The sequence below is a fragment of the Nocardia sp. NPDC019395 genome (genome assembly GCF_040632335.1).
Taxonomy (GTDB): domain Bacteria; phylum Actinomycetota; class Actinomycetes; order Mycobacteriales; family Mycobacteriaceae; genus Nocardia.
In genome coordinates this window covers 1,948,436-1,963,033 of the sequence record NZ_JBEYBT010000001.1, presented here as the reverse complement: position 1 = coordinate 1,963,033, position 14,598 = coordinate 1,948,436, and the positions used below count along the sequence as shown (strand labels likewise).

Genomic DNA, 14,598 nt, shown 5'->3' with positions numbered 1-14,598 from the left:
GTTCCGCTCAATCCTGCTGAGTGAGTTTGGCGTTGATTTCGCGGGCTTCGGCGAGTTGGTCTTCGAGGATGATGATCCGGCACGCCGCTTCCAAAGGGGTGCCGGAGTCCACGAGTTCGCGGGCGCGGGCAGCGATCCGCAGTTGGTAGCGGGAGTAGCGGCGGTGCCCACCGGCGGAGCGTTGCGGGGTGATCAGTTCCGCGTCGTCCAGGGTGCGCAGAAACGCTTGGGTGGTGCCGAGCAGGTCAGCGGCCCGGCCCATGGTGTAGGCGGGATAGTCGTCATCGTCGAACTTCTCGTTCGCGGTCGTGAGTTCAGAAATCGTGCGGCCTCCATACGCCGAAGTGCCCCGGCGCCGCAGGCGCCGGGGCACTGAAAGGGGGAATTACTTCGTCTTCCGACAGGTAACCAAATCGTCGGCGATCGCCCCAACCACATAACTTCACGGGCGACCCGACGGGCAACGCCTCCCTTCTCCTCACAGTGTTACTTCATCTTCTTTCCGTGCGACTTCACTTACTTCCCGGCGGGCGGCGGGACCGTCGTATCTGCTGGTCCCATGGCCGCGCCCGCCGGTCTTGCCCTCACGGGTAGTTCGTCATCTCCCGTGCCTTCTGGATACTTCTTACGCTTCCAACAAGATAGAAGCTACCGCACCTTTGGTGGAATGTCTACTGTGATCGCTGTAGATTTTCTCTACCCGTCGGCCAGGCTCACCAATGCAGGTACGAACCCCGATCAGGGGCATAAGGTCCTGGACCTGGCCGCCGCCGGCCGCCCGGTCGCGCAGGTAGCCGCTGACCTGGGAATCAGCGACGAGACGATCTGTGTCCGGCGCAAACAAGAACTGATCGACACCGGCCGGATACCGGGCGCCACCAGCACCGAGCAGTCCGTATTGATCGCAGCCGAGCGCAGCCTGAGCCTGGCGGATCGCGCGGTGTCACATCGCCCGGTGTACGTCGCTGCCGGGTTGTGACAGTGGCCGGATCGCTTCTCCGGCAAGTGGCCGTCGTCGGGGAGTTCCAACCGGCCGTTGACAATCGATGAGCCGGCGTCGCGCTCGGTTCAGGGTTCCTTGAACGGGCAGCGGTGTGCGTATCAGCGGTTCAGGAATTCCGCGGCGGCGGGTGCGAATCTGTCGTGGAACTGGAAGATGCCGCCGTGCCCGGAGTCGGGGTAGATGATCAGCTCGGAATCCTTGATGCTCCTCCGGTCTGTGGGTGTCAGGGGTGGGTGCCGTCGGTTGTGGAGGCGACAGGTCCGGGGTTGCTGATGACAGCTTTTCCCCGGATACCGCCTTTACTCAGCGCCTCGAGGGCTTGGGGGGTCTGATCGAACGGGAAGACCCGGCCGACCACGGGACGCAGCGCGCCGTCGTCGACCAGACGGGTGATCCGGCGGAGCTGATCACCGTCGGCGCGCATGAAGAGGAACTCATAGCTCACGCCCAACCGGCGGGCCCGGCGGCGGATACCGCTGCTGAGGCCGGTGATCGCGAGACGGAGCACAGGGTTCGCGCCGAGTTCGCGGGCGAAGGCCGGGTCCGGGGGACCGGCGATCCCGATGGCCCTGCCGCCTTGCCGCAGCACTCGCAGCGATTTCTCCAGATTCTTTCCACCCAGGCTGTCGAGTACCAGGTCGTAGCCGTGCAGTATTTGTTCGAAATCCTGGCTGCGATAGTCGATGACATGGTCGGCGCCGAGTTCTCGGACGAAGTCGGCGTTGGCGGCGCCGGCTGTGGTCGCTACGGTCGCGCCGAGGTGTTTGGCGAGCTGGATCGCGATCGACCCGACACCGCCGGCTCCGGCGTGGACGAGGACCTTCTGCCCGGGCTGAACGTTTCCGCGCTCCACGAGTGCCTGCCATGCGGTCAGCGCCACCAGTGGGAGAGACGCTGCCTCCTCGACGCTGACCGATTCCGGTCGGCGGGCCAGGTCTGCTTCCGCGACGGCGATGCGCTCCGCGAAGGTCCCGATGTGCTCCTTACCGGGCCTGGCATACACCTCGTCGCCGGGCTCGAACGATCGCACCTTCGCGCCGACCCGGAGGACGACACCGGCCAGATCGTTACCGAGAATCAGCGGCAGCTCGTACGGCAGGATCCGCTTGAACTCGCCCGCCCGGATCTTTTCGTCCAACTGGTTCACTCCGGCCGCCTGCACCCGCACCAGCACGTCGTGCTCGCCGACTACCGGCTCCGGGACGCCGGCCTCCCGGAGGGCCCCTTTGTACTCGGTGACGACGAATGCTCGCATGGTTGGTGGCTCCTTCTGGTCTGCGGACGGGTATGTGCTGGTCTTGTGCTCGGTATCGCCGGATCGGTCGATGGGCTCTCGATCGGTCGGCGCCGGACAGTTCGGCGGCTGCCCGCCCGGAGTGCTGCTCAGCCGTCGGTGGCCGCGAGCTGGGGGTAGAGCGCTTCGATGGGTGCGCTGAGTCCCGCTTTGACCTGAGCGGAAGCTTCGTCGGCAAGAACTTCGTACTCGCCGGCTTCGACGGCGGCGAATACGGTCCGCACCAGGTCCGCGGGCTGTGTCTTGGGGTCGGTGGTGTGCGCGGCCATGGGGGTGTCGACGTAACCGACGTGCACACCGACGACGTGAACGCCTGCGGGGGCGAGCTCGAGGCGCAGCGAGTTGGTCGCCGACCACAGAGCTGCCTTGGTGGCGCTGTAGATGCCGGCGACGGCGTACCAGCTCAGCAGGGAGTGGATATCGATGATGACCGACTCCTCTCTGCTGCTCAGGATCGGGGCGAAGGCGCGGGCGAGGAAGAGCGGGCCGAGGAAATTGGTCTCGACGTTGGTGCGGATCTCCTCATCGGTATGGGTGAGGATGCCGGCGCTGGACACCGAGGCGCCGGCGTTGTTGATGAGCACCGTGACGTCCGGCGCGGCGGCGACTGCCGCCTCGATGGACGCGGGATCGGTGATATCGAGGACGAGCGGGACGATTCGTTCGTCGTTCCAGTCGCGGGGCTTGCGGGCGGTGGCGTAGACCTTCGCGGCGCCACGGGCGAGGGCCTCGTGGACGAAATGCGTCCCGATACCACCATTCGCTCCGGTGATGAGGACGACGGCTCCATTGAGTGAGGGCATGTCACGTTCTTTCTTTTGCGGGGTGCGGACCTGTAGGTGCGGCCTGATCAGGAGTGAGTTGTCGGCAGTCCGACCCGGGGATGACCGATCGACAGCGTCATGTGTCGGGAGGGATGTTCTCGATGGGAGGGTCAGGAGAGCACCCATCTGAACCGCATCAATATTGACTATACTCAAAACTGAATGTAGTCAGAATTTATTCCGAAGGGCACCCGCCATGTCATTCGCCCCCCAGCCGGTGGGACGGCGCGAGCGGAACAAGCAGCAGAAGCTCGACCGCATCACCGCCGCCGCCGGCGAACTCTTCGCCGAATACGGCGTCGACGAGGTCACCACCCAGCAGATCGCCGATAAGGCCGACGTCGGCACCGGGACGGTGTTCCTGTACGTCAAGACCAAGGGCGAGTTGCTTCTGCTCGTGCAGAACACCCATTACGTCGAAGCGCTCGAGCGGGGCCGGGCAGCTGCCGAGAACATCCCCGACGTGCTCGACGCGGTGATGACGATCATCCGTCCGATAGTGGGGTGCAACCGTACTCAGATCGACAACGGGCGCACCTATCTACGGGAGATGGTCTTCGGCAACCCCGAGGAGCCCCACCACCGCGATGCCCTCGCTGTCGTCGAGCAGACCGAGGAAGCGATCGCCGCCGTACTGCGCCGAGACGAGCGTGTCGGGGTGGCCGAAGCCGCAAGGAGAGCGCATATCGTGTCCGCGATCATGTTTCTCGCCATGGCTGCCACTGCCAACATCGCGCGCAGTGTGGACGAGATCGTGGCGGACATCAGGGAGCAGGTGTCTGCCCTCCTGCCGCAATGATCCCGGCGGTGCCCGGAGTAGTCCGGGGTCAGCGCTGATTCGCTCTATACCCCACCGGCGGGCTCGCCGATGGTCCGCGTGTTCAGCCGGGTCGCGGCCCGCCCCCGATCTGTGTCGAAGGTCAGGCGCGCAGGCAGAAGGGGTGACCGGCCGGGTCGCTGAGTACACGGGAGCGTTCCGGGCTGGGCTGAAATGTAGCCTTGGTCGCGCCGTGACGGATCGCTTCGGCCTCGGCGCTGTCGAGGTCGTCGACGGTGAGATCGAGGTGGATCTGCTGCGGGCGCTCGGCGGCGGGCCAGGTCGGTGGCCGGTAGTTCTCGACACGGACAGCGCCGAGATGCAGCACCCCGGTTGCGACGGCACAGAATCCGGGGGTTTCGACGACGACCTCACCGCCGAGTAGGTGCGCCCAGAAGCGGGCCAGGTCATGCGGGTCGGCGCAGTCGAGATTGATCGCGGCAATGGTGGCCGGTGGCATATGTACTCCTTGATGACGAGAGGGGACGCAGAGTGCGCGGCTTGACCGGAGAAAGCCGGTACCGACTTCAGAGCACCGGCACGAGCGGGTCGGCGAGGAGACTCCGGTCCCCGTCGACACCATGAACGAGCGCCGCGGCGACATCGTCGTAAGGCGCCCCGAGCCGGATCGCGCTCGCCTCGTCCAGTGTTCGGTAGTGGTGTGGGCCGAGTTCGAAATCCAGAGCGTCGAGGTAGCCGTCGAGCTGGGCCGGGGTGCGGGGGCCCACGATGGGGATCATCGAGGTACCGGCTCGTGCGGCGCGTTCGCGCAGCCAGGCCAGTGCGACCTGGACCGGGCCGGTGCCGATCTCCTCGGCCACGGTGAGCACTGCGTCGAGTACCGAACTACGCTGCGCTGCCTCGTTGTTCCCGGCGCCATCGGTGTTGGTCCGGCCGCTGAGACGGCCTGTCTCACCGCGGCGGTACTTGCCGGTCAGCAGGCCGCCGGCCAGCGGGGAGTAGAGCACAACACCCAGCCCGTACGCCTGGCTCATGGGGAGGAGTTCCCGTTCGGCGGAGCGTTCGGCCAGGCTGTATTCGGTCTGGATTCCGATCAGCGGCGTACGCCCCGTCTGCGCCGCACCGGCTACCGCGCCCGCGACCCGCCAGGCCGGGAAGTTCGACAGGCCACCGTATCGGATCTTGCCCGCTCGAATCAGGTCCTCCAGACCGGCCAGGATCTCGGGCATGGGTGTGACACCGTCGGGGAGGTGCGGCATGAATACGTCGACGTAGTCGGTCTTCAATCGCCGCAGGCTATCCTCCAGGGACCGGATCATGATCTTGCGGCTGTTGCCGGTGGTGCCCGGCCGGATGTGCGAGCTCCTGCTCCCGGTGTATTTGGTGATCACCACGTAGTCGTCGCGCTCACGTCCGAGCAGGTCGCCGAGGACGGTTTCGGCCTCGCCGTTCTGGTAGATGTTCGAGGTATCGATGGTGGTCCCGCCGGCGGCGGCGAACGACTCGAATATCGATCTCGATCCGGCCGCCCCCGCCGAAGCGGGAGCTGTACCGAAATTGGCTGTGCCCAATACGTATTCCGAGACCCGCAGGCCACTGTGCCGTCCGAAGGCCTGGTAACGCACGGGTATCTCCTTGCTGTGGGGTACTGTCGGCGACGTTAGCATAAAAAAACGATCGGTCACTCTCTTTATGCCCAAGGTAAGCCAAGCCCACCGCGACGCCCGTCGACAGCAGATCATCGACGCGGCCTACGCTCGTTTCGCCAGCCACGGCTTCGCGCGTACGTCCATGACCGACCTCGTCCAAGCCTCCGGGCTGTCGAACGGCGCGATCTACCGGTACTTCACGAGCAAGGACGAGATCGTCGCGGCGATCTGCGACCAGTCGAGCCAGGACTTTCCGGCGGAGCTGACCTTCGAGGCCATCGACGCCTTCCTGCAGCACATCCGGACACTGGCGCGCGAGAAGGGCCACGCCCGGTTGGTCGCGCAGATCTTCGCCGAGGCCGCCATCACCCCGAGCCTCGCCACGCTCGTCGACGGGCAGCTCGAAGAGATGCGCACGGCGGTCTGCGCACTTCTGCCGGACCACCCGCCGGCACACGCGGCCCGCATCTCCGAGGCCTTCGTCGCACTCTGCCACGCCTACAGTCAGCAGCTCGCCGTACGGGGCGATCTGGACCCCGCCCCCTTCACTGCAGCCCTCGTCGCGATGACCACGTCGTAGCCGACCCGGGCCACCGGGCCTAGATCAGCTGTTCAGCTAGGTCCAGGGTGTGCAGAACGGTCTGCCGCGAGGTTGTCGTAGAGGGCGCTGAGGTCGAGGGAATCGGCAGGGCTGCTGCGGACCTGTGCGGTGCGGTCCACCTGGCGGTGTAGCGCTTCCATCTTCTCGTCGAGTTGGGTGGCGACTTCGGCGGCTTGGGCCAGGTCGCTGCGGAGGTTGGGGGGAACTTCGCCTCGATACTTGTAGTAGATCTTGTGTTCCAGGCTGGCCCAGAAGTCCATCGCTATGGTGCGGATCTGGATCTCGACCGGTATCCGTTCGGTGCGTGCGGAGCGGAACACCGGGATCGACACGATCAGGTGCAGGCTCTGGTAGCCGTTCGGTTTGCGGTGGGTGATGTAGTCGCGCTCCTCCAGGACGGTGATGTCTTCCTGGCCGGCCAGCATGTCCCGGATCGCGGCGATATCGGAGATGAAGCTGCAGACCACCCGGACTCCGGCGATATCGAGCACATTCTCCCGGATCGCCGCCAGGTTCATCGGGTAGTTCTTGCGCTGCACCTTTTCCAGCACGCTTTCCGGCGATTTCAGCCGCGATCCCACATGCTCGATGGGGTTGTACTCATGGGTGCTGTTGAAGTCCTCGCGCAGGATATTGATCTTCGTGGTGATCTCGTCGATCGCGAATTTGTAGCCGAGCATGAAGTCGACGAACTGTTCGCGCAGCGCACGGACATGCTCGACATCGATTCGCCCCGGCTCGCCGGAGAAACCATCGACGGCCGTGGTGTCCGGATTCCAGGGCTTCATTGCGCCCATTGTGCCTTCACCGGCGCTTTCCCCCGGTGTCGGATCGGATTCGTCGTGGTGGTTCCGCGCGTTCGATCAGCCCGGCAAGGCGGTCGATGAGCTCGTCGCGAGTGAGGTGGTTGCCGAGGGCGTCGTCCTGCCATGTCAGTAGCAGGCCCCATATGCCGGTGAACAGCACCGTGGCGCTTATCTCGGCATCGATGGGATCAGCCTCGGCGGCAGGGTCCGGTGAGGTGTAGTCGAGGTAGATCTGGATCAGCCCGACCGCGACCTGACGGCCGCGCTGGGCCAGTTCGGGATTGGTTGCAGCCTCGACGGCGATGATCCGGCCGCGGCGCGGGTCTTCGGTGATGAAGTCGATCCAGGACCCCAGCAGATCGCGTAGCGCCTGGCCGCGGTCGGCAACCGGGGTTGCTGCCGCGTTGGTGAGCAGCGCGATCCCGTCGCCGATGACCCGGTCGTAGACGGCGGCGACGAAGTCTTCCTTGGTGTCGAAGAGTTCGTAGAAGTGTCGTTCACTGATCCGGGTGGCGCGGCAGACGGAGCGCACCGTCACTTCCCGCGTTCCTCGGGTGCCCATGATCTCGATACCGGCTTCGAGTAGTCGTTCGTGCCGGTCGCTGCGCCGCTCATCGCGGGTTCGGCCGTTCCATACGCGGCCGGTGGTGGTGCGTGCCTGTTCGGGCGCTGTCGTTTCTCGACCTGTTGACACCGGTTCGATCGTACCCCTACTGTGACAACACTCGTTGTAGACAACGCATGTTGTCGATAATGAAGGTGGTGCGACGTTGCTCTGCTGTGTTGTGGCCGGGACGCTGATGGCGTTGGGCTACCGGATCCGGGTCTGGTTCACCCGGCGCGGTGCCGGGCCGGTTCAGTTGTTCGCGCCCCCGGCCCGCCGCCCCGCACCGGGGCAAACCATACCGGCGCCGTCGGCGCCTGTGACGGTCCGGATCTCTCGGCGGCCGCGGATGCTGCTCTGGGTAGCGGCAGGAATCGTGACCTACCTGGCCGGGATCGCGGTGTTGCTCGCCCTGGGATGGGTTGACAGCAGTACCGGTACGTCGGGGTGGACGGCACATACGCTCACCTCGGCGGGTTTCGCTCTCGCGATATTTTGCCTGCTTCGCATTGCTGCCGGCGGGGTTGCGGAGCCTTCGAGCTCGTTGCGTGAACATCTCGGGTGCGCGCTGGTGGGGATCGGGTTGGTGTGGTTCGTACTCGGCATCGTCGATATGCATGTGCTGGGGCTGTTCCACCTGGATCCCGGCTCGGCCGACGTTCCGGCCGATCACGCCCACGCCCATACGCACTCCACGATGCCTGCGCATCATTCGACGACGATGTGGGACTGGGGCTTCCACGGAATCGGCCCGGTGTTCGTGGTACTCGGATGGAGCGCGCTGCCGGTGTTGCCGCGATTCGCCGAGAAACATCCGTCCGCCGGCTCGCCGGTCGCTCCGATTCCTGCTTTCTCGAAAGGCTGATCATGACCACCAGCCCCCTCTCCCGCACCGGTTCGGCGCCCTCGGTGACCGAATCCAGTCCCGAAGATCTGGAAATCCTTCGCTACCTGCTCGATCTGGCTCTGCAACCGCTGGACCGTTTCGACGGCTTCACCCACGCCGAGCAAATGCTGCTCAGCGCCCTGCGCTACCAGCTCAACGGACTGTGCTGGGCACTGACGCTGGCCCAGCGCACCCGCACCCCGGCCTTCACCGGATACCTGGCCGAGGCGCAGCGCAATGCGATCACCAAGATGTGCGACAAACGTGTCTGGAAGTACTGGTGGAAACAGGAGCTCATCGGTTACGGCCGGTGGAACCGCGACCCCATCGCCCACCACAACGTCATGTACTCCGCCTATCTCGGCGTCATGATCGGACTCTACGAAACCCTGAACACCGACCCCACATTCGACCAACCCGGATCACTGACGCTGCGCTGGAACGAACGACGAAGCTATCTCTACGATTTCGGTAGTCTCGCCGAAGCGATCCAGCGCAATATGCTCGAACGCCCGAACAGTCCGCAGTACCCGTGCGAGCCGCACCTGGTGTATCCGGTGTGCAACACTTACGCGCTCAACACCTTGCGGATGCATGACCGGCTCCACGGGAGCACCCTCACCGGCGACCTTGTGGACCGCGTCCGCGAAAGCTACGACCGCGATCGCTGGCGCCGCCCCGACGGCCGCTTCTACAGCGGCAGAACCCGCGCCGGCCGGATCCCGTTCCTGCCCCCGATCCTTACCAACGATGCCTGGATGGCCTACTGGCTGCACTCACCCATGCCCGATATCGCCACCCACACCTGGGACATGCTGCGCGAGCGGTTCATCGCCCTGTCCGGCACCGAAGTCACGATCACCGGCGCCCCCGAGAAACGGATCGACCCCGGCAACTACAGCCTCGCCAACGGCGGCGGCCCCACCTATGCGATTCTGGCCAAAGCCGCCCGCGAACTCGGCGACGAAGACCTCGCCGGCGCGCTGCAAGAACTTCTCGGATGCCGGTTTCCGCTCGCTCGCGCCGGTGGCGCGGCCCGCCACAGCGGTCTGTCCACGCTCGGTAACGTCCTGGCCGCGATGGGACGCTTCGGCGGTGCCGGCGTCACCGCCGGCCTGATCGACGGAAATGTACCTGCCGAATGGATTACCGGCCCCATTCTGGCCGAGGCCGCCTATCCCGACGTGCAGGTGGCACGTGCGGTCACCGACGGGCGTGGTCTCGACCTTGTGCTCTACCCCGGGTCCGGCCATCCGGTGACCACCGTTCTCGGAATCGGACGACTCACCCCGGGTGCCACCTACCGGGTGACCGGCACCCTCGACCACATCACCGCCGAAGGGGACGGCAGCACCCGGCTCCCGGTCCGCCTGCACGGGCGAACCGAAATCCACATCCAACCGGTATGAGCACAAGCCGGCCGGTTTCTGCGCCCTCCGGTTACGGCCGGGCACGCCTGATCGCCTCTGTTCTGTCTACTCGCAAGCCGGCACCTGTCTGCGGACATCGGGTCCCGCGGAGCCGCCACCTGGCGGCTCAGAACCAGCTGTCAGCAAGCAGATTCAGGGAGCGCTGCCGCACTGCGGGGTCATAGGCGTAGGTGACGGTGATGAGCTCGTCGGCACCTGTGCGTTCTACGAATTCCTCGAGCTCCCGAACGACCGTCTGCGGCGCGCCGACTGCCTTGATGCGCAACATCGCGTGATCACGACCGCTCTGCGCGGCAAGCCGGCCGGGGTCGACGGGCGGCTGGAGCTTCCGCCGCCGGCCGCTCCGGATATCGAGGAACATCTGCTCCAGCGTGGTGAACTCCCGCTCGGCCTCCTCGTCGGTCGGTGCCACCATGACGTTGATGCCCGCCATCAAGTACGGCTGCGCGATCTGCGCGGTGGGAGCGGAATCGGAAAACGTGTCCCGGTAAACCTTGACGGCCTCGTCCAGCTGATCGGGCGCAAAATGCGAGGCGAGGGCGAACGGTAACCCGAGCTGGCCTGCGATGGAGGCTCCGTTGACCGTGGAACCCAGGACCCAGATGGGGACCTCGGTTCCCGCGGAGACAGCCGAAACGATCGGGGCGCTCCGGGCCGTTCCGTCTGCGCCGAACCAGCCCTGTAGATCGAAGATGTTCTCCGCAAAAGCCTGCGGATCGCCGGATGACCGGCTCAGGGCACGCGCGGTCATCATATCCGTGCCCGGGGCACGGCCCAGGCCGAGATCGATCCGGTCGCCGTACATGGTGGCGAGGGTCCCGTACTGCTCGGCAACCATGAGTGGCGCGTGGTTGGGGAGCATCACACCGCCGGATCCCACGCGGATCCGTTCGGTCACCGAGGCGGCCTGAGCGATCAGCAGCGATGTGGCGCTGGCGGCGAGGTTGGCAGTGTTGTGATGCTCGGCGAACCAGAGCCGGTGATAGCCGAGCCGGTCCGCTTCACGGGCGGCGTCCATCGAGGCGGCGATACCGTCGCGGGCCGTTGAGCCTTGGGGGATGGAGACCAGATCGAGAATGCTCAGTGGCACGGACAAGGTCGCGGCTTCCTCACGTTGACGACGATAGATACTGGCGTGTCAACCATCGGAACCCCAGCGTCTATTCCTTGATCGTTGTGAACCGAGTTTCCAGCCGGTCCTGCCGGTGTTCTGTTGCGCGATGGCGCTCGAATTTCTCAGCGGCCTTTCGAAGCACTTCAGGCCAGGGGTAGGCCGACGAGTCCGGCGAGGAGCCCGAGGGCGGCGCTGATGGTGAGTACACGGGGTACGGACCAGCCGAGCTTGAAGGTGAGCAGGGCGGCGAGCGTAGTGATGGACATCGCGATGGGATGGATGCTGCCGAGGTCGGGAACCTGCATGTTCAGGGGGCCGGTGGTCAGCGTGCGCGTGGTGGCGAAGAGCGTGTGGAGTGTGAAGTAGAGGCCGAGGCCGGCGATAACGCCGACGACGGCTGCGGTGATCCCGGTCAGGGCTGCCGAGAGGCTGTGGTTGTGGCGGAGGCGTTCGACGTAGGGGGCGCCGAGCAGGATGAACAGGAAGCAGGGTACGAAGGTGACCCAGGTGGTGAGTAGGGAGCCGAGAATGCCTGCGGCCCAAGGGTTCAGGCTGCCAGGATTGTTGTATGCGCCGAGGAACGCGACGAACTGCACGACCATGATGAGGGGCCCGGGAGTCGTTTCGGCGAGAGCGAGTCCGCGGACCATATCGGTGGGTGTGAGCCAGCCGTAGACTTCCACGGCGCGTTGGGCGACGAATGCCAGCACGGCGTAGGCGCCGCCGAAAGTGACCACCGCGGTGCCGGAGAAGAACACGCTCTGGGTGGTGAAGGTGCTGGAGGTACCGGTCAGAACGGCGGTAGCCAGTACGGGTGAGGCCCAGACGAGCAGCCCGGTACCGAGTACGAGCAGGTTGCGACGCGCGGACGGTGGTTCGCGGTGCAGCGCGTCGTCGGAGATCAGCGGCGGGGCTGCATCCTGCTTTTCGCCGGGCTCGGGCCGCCGAAGGTCTGCAGCGAGATCAGGAACCACGCCCTGGTCGCAGTGCGCAGGGGGACGAGGTCTGTCGTTGTATCGGTGTTGCTCGGCAATGGCGGAGTCCGCTTCCGGCCGAATCCAGCGCTGGATGTAACCATGGTTGCATGAAACCATGGTTACAGTGACTTGGGAATGTGAGAATCATTGCAACCATGGTTGCGTTAGGCTGGTGTTGTGAGGTTGGAGGCTGACACGGGGGTGCGCGGATGAGCAGCGCGAATCCCGCCCGCGCGGATGCGCCGGGGCAGTGGGTGTTGCTGTCCTATCGGATACCGCGCGAGCCGTCCACGGCCCGGATCGCGGTGTGGCGCAAGCTCAAACGCCTGGGCGTAGCCGGTTTGGGTGATGGGGTGGTGGGGTTGCCGGCCGATGCCCGCACGCGTGAGCAGTTGGACTGGCTGGCCGAGGAGATCGTTGAAGCCGGAGGGGAGGCGATGGTGTGGCTGGCCCAGCCCGCCGCCGTCGGCCAGGAGCGGCGCCTGGCCCGATCGATGGCCGATGCCCGGACCACTGAGTACGCCGCGGTGATCGCCGAGGCGCAACGATCCGCCGCCCTGCCCGAGCCCGAGCGGTTGCGAGCCTTGCGCCGGTTGCGGGGCGAACTGCGCCGCATCCAGCGCCGCGACTACTTTCCGCCCGCCGAGCGCGCCGTCGCGGTGCGGGCAGTGCAGGCATTGCACCCCGACAACGTCGTTTCCGAGGAGTCCGCATGAAATGGGCCACCCGCGCCGGTATACACATCGACCGCGCTGCCTGCGCCTGGCTGATCCGCCGCGAAATCGACACTGAGGCCGAGTTCGTGTTCGTCGCCGGCCCGGCCGAGGTCCCCGCTGAGACGACCCCGTTCGATATGCGCGGAGTGGAACTCGGTCACCACGGCGGGGACTGCAGCTTCGAAACCATCCTGCGCCGTTACGAACTCACCGATCCGGTGTTGTGGCGGCTGGCCGAGATCGTGCACGAGGCCGACCTCGACGACGAACGCTTCGACGCGCCTGAAGCGCCTGGCCTCGACGTCGTGCTGCGCGGGTTGTCGCTGGCCGGCGATGACATCCACACCCTGGCCGTGGCCGGCCCGATTTTCGACGGCCTCTACGAGTACTACCACCGTGAAACCCTTCTCGGCCGCGCCCCGGCCTGAACGCCACACCGCCGAGGCCGCGGCGTCGCCGGCGGCCGGGAATTCACGGCGTACGCCGGTGTTCGAACTCGACGCGGTATCGCTACGCCGGGGCTCGGTCACCGTGCTCGACAGCGTCGGCGCCGAAATCCCGGCCGGGGCCTGCACTGTGATCACCGGACGCAGCGGAGCGGGCAAGTCCAGCCTGTTGCGGTTGCTGAATCGCCTCGACGAACCCGACGCGGGCCGCATCACCTTCAGCGGGAACGCACTGGAGCACCACGATGTGCTCGATCTGCGCCGCCGTGTTCAGCTGGTAGCTCAGCATCCGATCCTGTTGACCGATACCGTGTTCGGCGATCTGTGCTGCGCGTGCCCGACTCTGAGCCGGGAGGCCGGCGCGGCGCTGCTCCAACGGGCAGGGCTGGCGCCGGTGTTCTGCGACCGTCCCACCGCCGGGCTCTCCGGTGGGGAAGCTGCCCGGGTATGCCTGGCCCGAGCCCTGGCGATGGGCCCGCAGGTGCTGCTGCTGGACGAGCCCACCGCCGCCCTCGACCCTGTCGCTACCCGGGCGATCGAATACACCCTGGGCGGGTTCACCGCCGCCGGCGGCACGGTGGTGCTCGTCGGTCACGACCCCGCGCAGATCCGCCGCCTTGCCGACCGGGTGATCACCCTCGACCACGGCCGTATCGCAGAACCCGGTGCGCGCTCGTGAATGCCACGGCGATGACATGGCTGCAGGTGGCTGCCTCTGTCCCGCTCGTGGCCCTCGCGGTAGCCGTCGCGGCGAAGGAACGGCTGGGATTGACCCGCGATCTGCTGTCGGCTGCGGTCCGCGCCGCCGTGCAATTGGCCGCTGTCGGGGTCGTGCTGCTGCTGTTGTTCGAACATGCCGCCACCGCGGGTGTCATCGCCTGGGTGGCCGTGATGCTGCTGATCGCCGGGCAGGTTGCCGGTCGCCGCGGCCGTGCCGTACCCCATGCCCGAATCCTGGCCACTGCCTCGATTGCCGCCGGATCGCTGCCCACTGTGGCCGTCTTGATCGTGTTCGAGATCCTGCCGGTGCGGCCCGAAGTGATCATCCCGGTCGCGGGCATGATTGTCGCCACCGCCATGCAGGCCACCGGCCTGACACTGCTGCGCCTGGCCCAGGAGATCTGCCACGCCCGGCCGGCGATCGAGGCCCGCCTCGCGCTGGCCATGACCGTGGACCGCGCCTTTGCGCCGAACCGCCGCTCGGCGGCCCGGACCGCGCTGCTGCCCGCAATCGATTCGACGAAAGTCGTCGGGCTCGTCAGCCTCCCGGGCGCCATGACCGGGCTGATCATCGCCGGCGTCGACCCGCTCACTGCCATCCGCTACCAGATCGTCGTCATGTACATGCTGCTGGCGGCCGCGACACTTGCGGCCGCCGCCGCAGGTCACCTCGCGCAACGCGTGCTGTTCGACCCCCGCGCCCACCGGCTCCGGCTCCCGGTGGGGTCGGACGAGCCGTAGCCCGGACTA

General features: G+C 66.2%; 18 protein-coding genes and 1 pseudogene. 9 read left to right on the top strand and 10 right to left on the bottom strand.

Annotated elements, in window-relative coordinates:
* Positions 1-7 precede the first annotated feature (7 nt).
* Positions 8-322: a MerR family transcriptional regulator gene (locus ABZ827_RS08035; protein WP_357234596.1), complete on the bottom strand. Its 315-nt coding sequence runs from the start codon at positions 320-322 to the stop codon at positions 8-10.
* 345 nt (positions 323-667) lie between these two features.
* Between ABZ827_RS08035 and ABZ827_RS08030 the strand changes: the two genes are divergently transcribed.
* Positions 668-979 (top strand): hypothetical protein, encoded by a 312-nt coding sequence (locus ABZ827_RS08030; protein ID WP_357234019.1) that lies wholly within the window; start codon positions 668-670, stop codon positions 977-979.
* A gap of 122 nt (positions 980-1,101) precedes the next feature.
* Here the strand turns inward: ABZ827_RS08030 and ABZ827_RS08025 are convergent.
* The 3 genes and pseudogenes from ABZ827_RS08025 to ABZ827_RS08015 form a co-directional block, all read right to left on the bottom strand.
* A pseudogene (locus tag ABZ827_RS08025) lies at positions 1,102-1,197 on the bottom strand (alpha/beta hydrolase); the annotation flags it as partial.
* A gap of 29 nt (positions 1,198-1,226) precedes the next feature.
* Positions 1,227-2,258, bottom strand: a complete 1,032-nt coding sequence (locus ABZ827_RS08020) for an NADP-dependent oxidoreductase (protein ID WP_357234017.1) — start codon at positions 2,256-2,258, stop codon at positions 1,227-1,229.
* A gap of 128 nt (positions 2,259-2,386) precedes the next feature.
* Positions 2,387-3,100: an SDR family oxidoreductase gene (locus tag ABZ827_RS08015; protein WP_357234014.1), complete on the bottom strand. Its 714-nt coding sequence runs from the start codon at positions 3,098-3,100 to the stop codon at positions 2,387-2,389.
* A gap of 217 nt (positions 3,101-3,317) precedes the next feature.
* Here ABZ827_RS08015 and ABZ827_RS08010 point away from each other — a divergent pair, with 217 nt between their 5' ends.
* Complete coding sequence (locus ABZ827_RS08010; protein ID WP_357234011.1) at positions 3,318-3,920, top strand: helix-turn-helix domain-containing protein; 603 nt, start codon at positions 3,318-3,320, stop codon at positions 3,918-3,920.
* Between the two features lie 121 nt (positions 3,921-4,041).
* Here the strand turns inward: ABZ827_RS08010 and ABZ827_RS08005 are convergent, their stop codons facing one another.
* Both ABZ827_RS08005 and ABZ827_RS08000 read right to left on the bottom strand, forming a co-directional pair.
* Positions 4,042-4,398: a VOC family protein gene (locus ABZ827_RS08005; protein WP_357234008.1), complete on the bottom strand. Its 357-nt coding sequence runs from the start codon at positions 4,396-4,398 to the stop codon at positions 4,042-4,044.
* A gap of 67 nt (positions 4,399-4,465) precedes the next feature.
* Positions 4,466-5,524: an aldo/keto reductase gene (locus ABZ827_RS08000; RefSeq protein WP_357234005.1), complete on the bottom strand. Its 1,059-nt coding sequence runs from the start codon at positions 5,522-5,524 to the stop codon at positions 4,466-4,468.
* A gap of 67 nt (positions 5,525-5,591) precedes the next feature.
* On the opposite strand from ABZ827_RS08000, the gene ABZ827_RS07995 reads away from it, so the two are divergent.
* Entirely contained in the window at positions 5,592-6,128 is a 537-nt protein-coding gene (locus tag ABZ827_RS07995; RefSeq protein WP_357234002.1) for a TetR family transcriptional regulator, read from the top strand.
* Positions 6,129-6,160: 32 nt separating this feature from the next.
* Here the strand turns inward: ABZ827_RS07995 and ABZ827_RS07990 are convergent, their stop codons facing one another.
* Together ABZ827_RS07990 and ABZ827_RS07985 are read right to left on the bottom strand one after the other, a co-directional pair.
* Positions 6,161-6,946 (bottom strand): GTP pyrophosphokinase family protein, encoded by a 786-nt coding sequence (locus tag ABZ827_RS07990; protein WP_357233999.1) that lies wholly within the window; start codon positions 6,944-6,946, stop codon positions 6,161-6,163.
* Between the two features lie 7 nt (positions 6,947-6,953).
* On the bottom strand, positions 6,954-7,649 hold the full coding sequence (locus tag ABZ827_RS07985) for a helix-turn-helix domain-containing protein (protein WP_357233997.1): 696 nt from the start codon (positions 7,647-7,649) through the stop codon (positions 6,954-6,956).
* 91 nt (positions 7,650-7,740) lie between these two features.
* On the opposite strand from ABZ827_RS07985, the gene ABZ827_RS07980 reads away from it, so the two are divergent.
* Entirely contained in the window at positions 7,741-8,424 is a 684-nt protein-coding gene (locus ABZ827_RS07980) for a hypothetical protein (protein WP_357233994.1), read from the top strand.
* Between the two features lie 2 nt (positions 8,425-8,426).
* Positions 8,427-9,854: a hypothetical protein gene (locus tag ABZ827_RS07975; protein WP_357233991.1), complete on the top strand. Its 1,428-nt coding sequence runs from the start codon at positions 8,427-8,429 to the stop codon at positions 9,852-9,854.
* 127 nt (positions 9,855-9,981) lie between these two features.
* On the opposite strand, the gene ABZ827_RS07970 is transcribed toward ABZ827_RS07975, so the two are convergent.
* Both ABZ827_RS07970 and ABZ827_RS07965 read right to left on the bottom strand, forming a co-directional pair.
* A complete protein-coding gene (locus tag ABZ827_RS07970; RefSeq protein WP_357233988.1) occupies positions 9,982-10,971 on the bottom strand; it encodes an LLM class flavin-dependent oxidoreductase in 990 nt (329 codons plus the stop codon).
* Between the two features lie 161 nt (positions 10,972-11,132).
* Positions 11,133-11,963, bottom strand: a complete 831-nt coding sequence (locus ABZ827_RS07965; RefSeq protein ID WP_357233985.1) for a chromate transporter — start codon at positions 11,961-11,963, stop codon at positions 11,133-11,135.
* Positions 11,964-12,175: 212 nt separating this feature from the next.
* Here ABZ827_RS07965 and ABZ827_RS07960 point away from each other — a divergent pair, with 212 nt between their 5' ends.
* The 4 genes from ABZ827_RS07960 to fetB are packed head-to-tail and all read left to right on the top strand — an operon-like array spanning position 12,176 to position 14,589.
* Positions 12,176-12,682, top strand: coding sequence for a Chromate resistance protein ChrB (locus tag ABZ827_RS07960; protein ID WP_357233982.1), 507 nt, complete (start codon positions 12,176-12,178; stop codon positions 12,680-12,682).
* Positions 12,679-13,110 (top strand): chromate resistance protein ChrB domain-containing protein, encoded by a 432-nt coding sequence (locus tag ABZ827_RS07955; protein ID WP_357233979.1) that lies wholly within the window; start codon positions 12,679-12,681, stop codon positions 13,108-13,110. The genes ABZ827_RS07960 and ABZ827_RS07955 overlap by 4 nt, the downstream gene beginning before the upstream one ends.
* On the top strand, positions 13,079-13,807 hold the full coding sequence (locus tag ABZ827_RS07950; RefSeq protein WP_357233976.1) for an ATP-binding cassette domain-containing protein: 729 nt from the start codon (positions 13,079-13,081) through the stop codon (positions 13,805-13,807). Before ABZ827_RS07955 ends, ABZ827_RS07950 begins: the two co-directional genes overlap by 32 nt.
* Positions 13,808-13,818: 11 nt before the next feature.
* Positions 13,819-14,589 (top strand): iron export ABC transporter permease subunit FetB, encoded by a 771-nt coding sequence (gene fetB, locus ABZ827_RS07945; protein WP_357233973.1) that lies wholly within the window; start codon positions 13,819-13,821, stop codon positions 14,587-14,589.
* Positions 14,590-14,598: the final 9 nt, after the last annotated feature.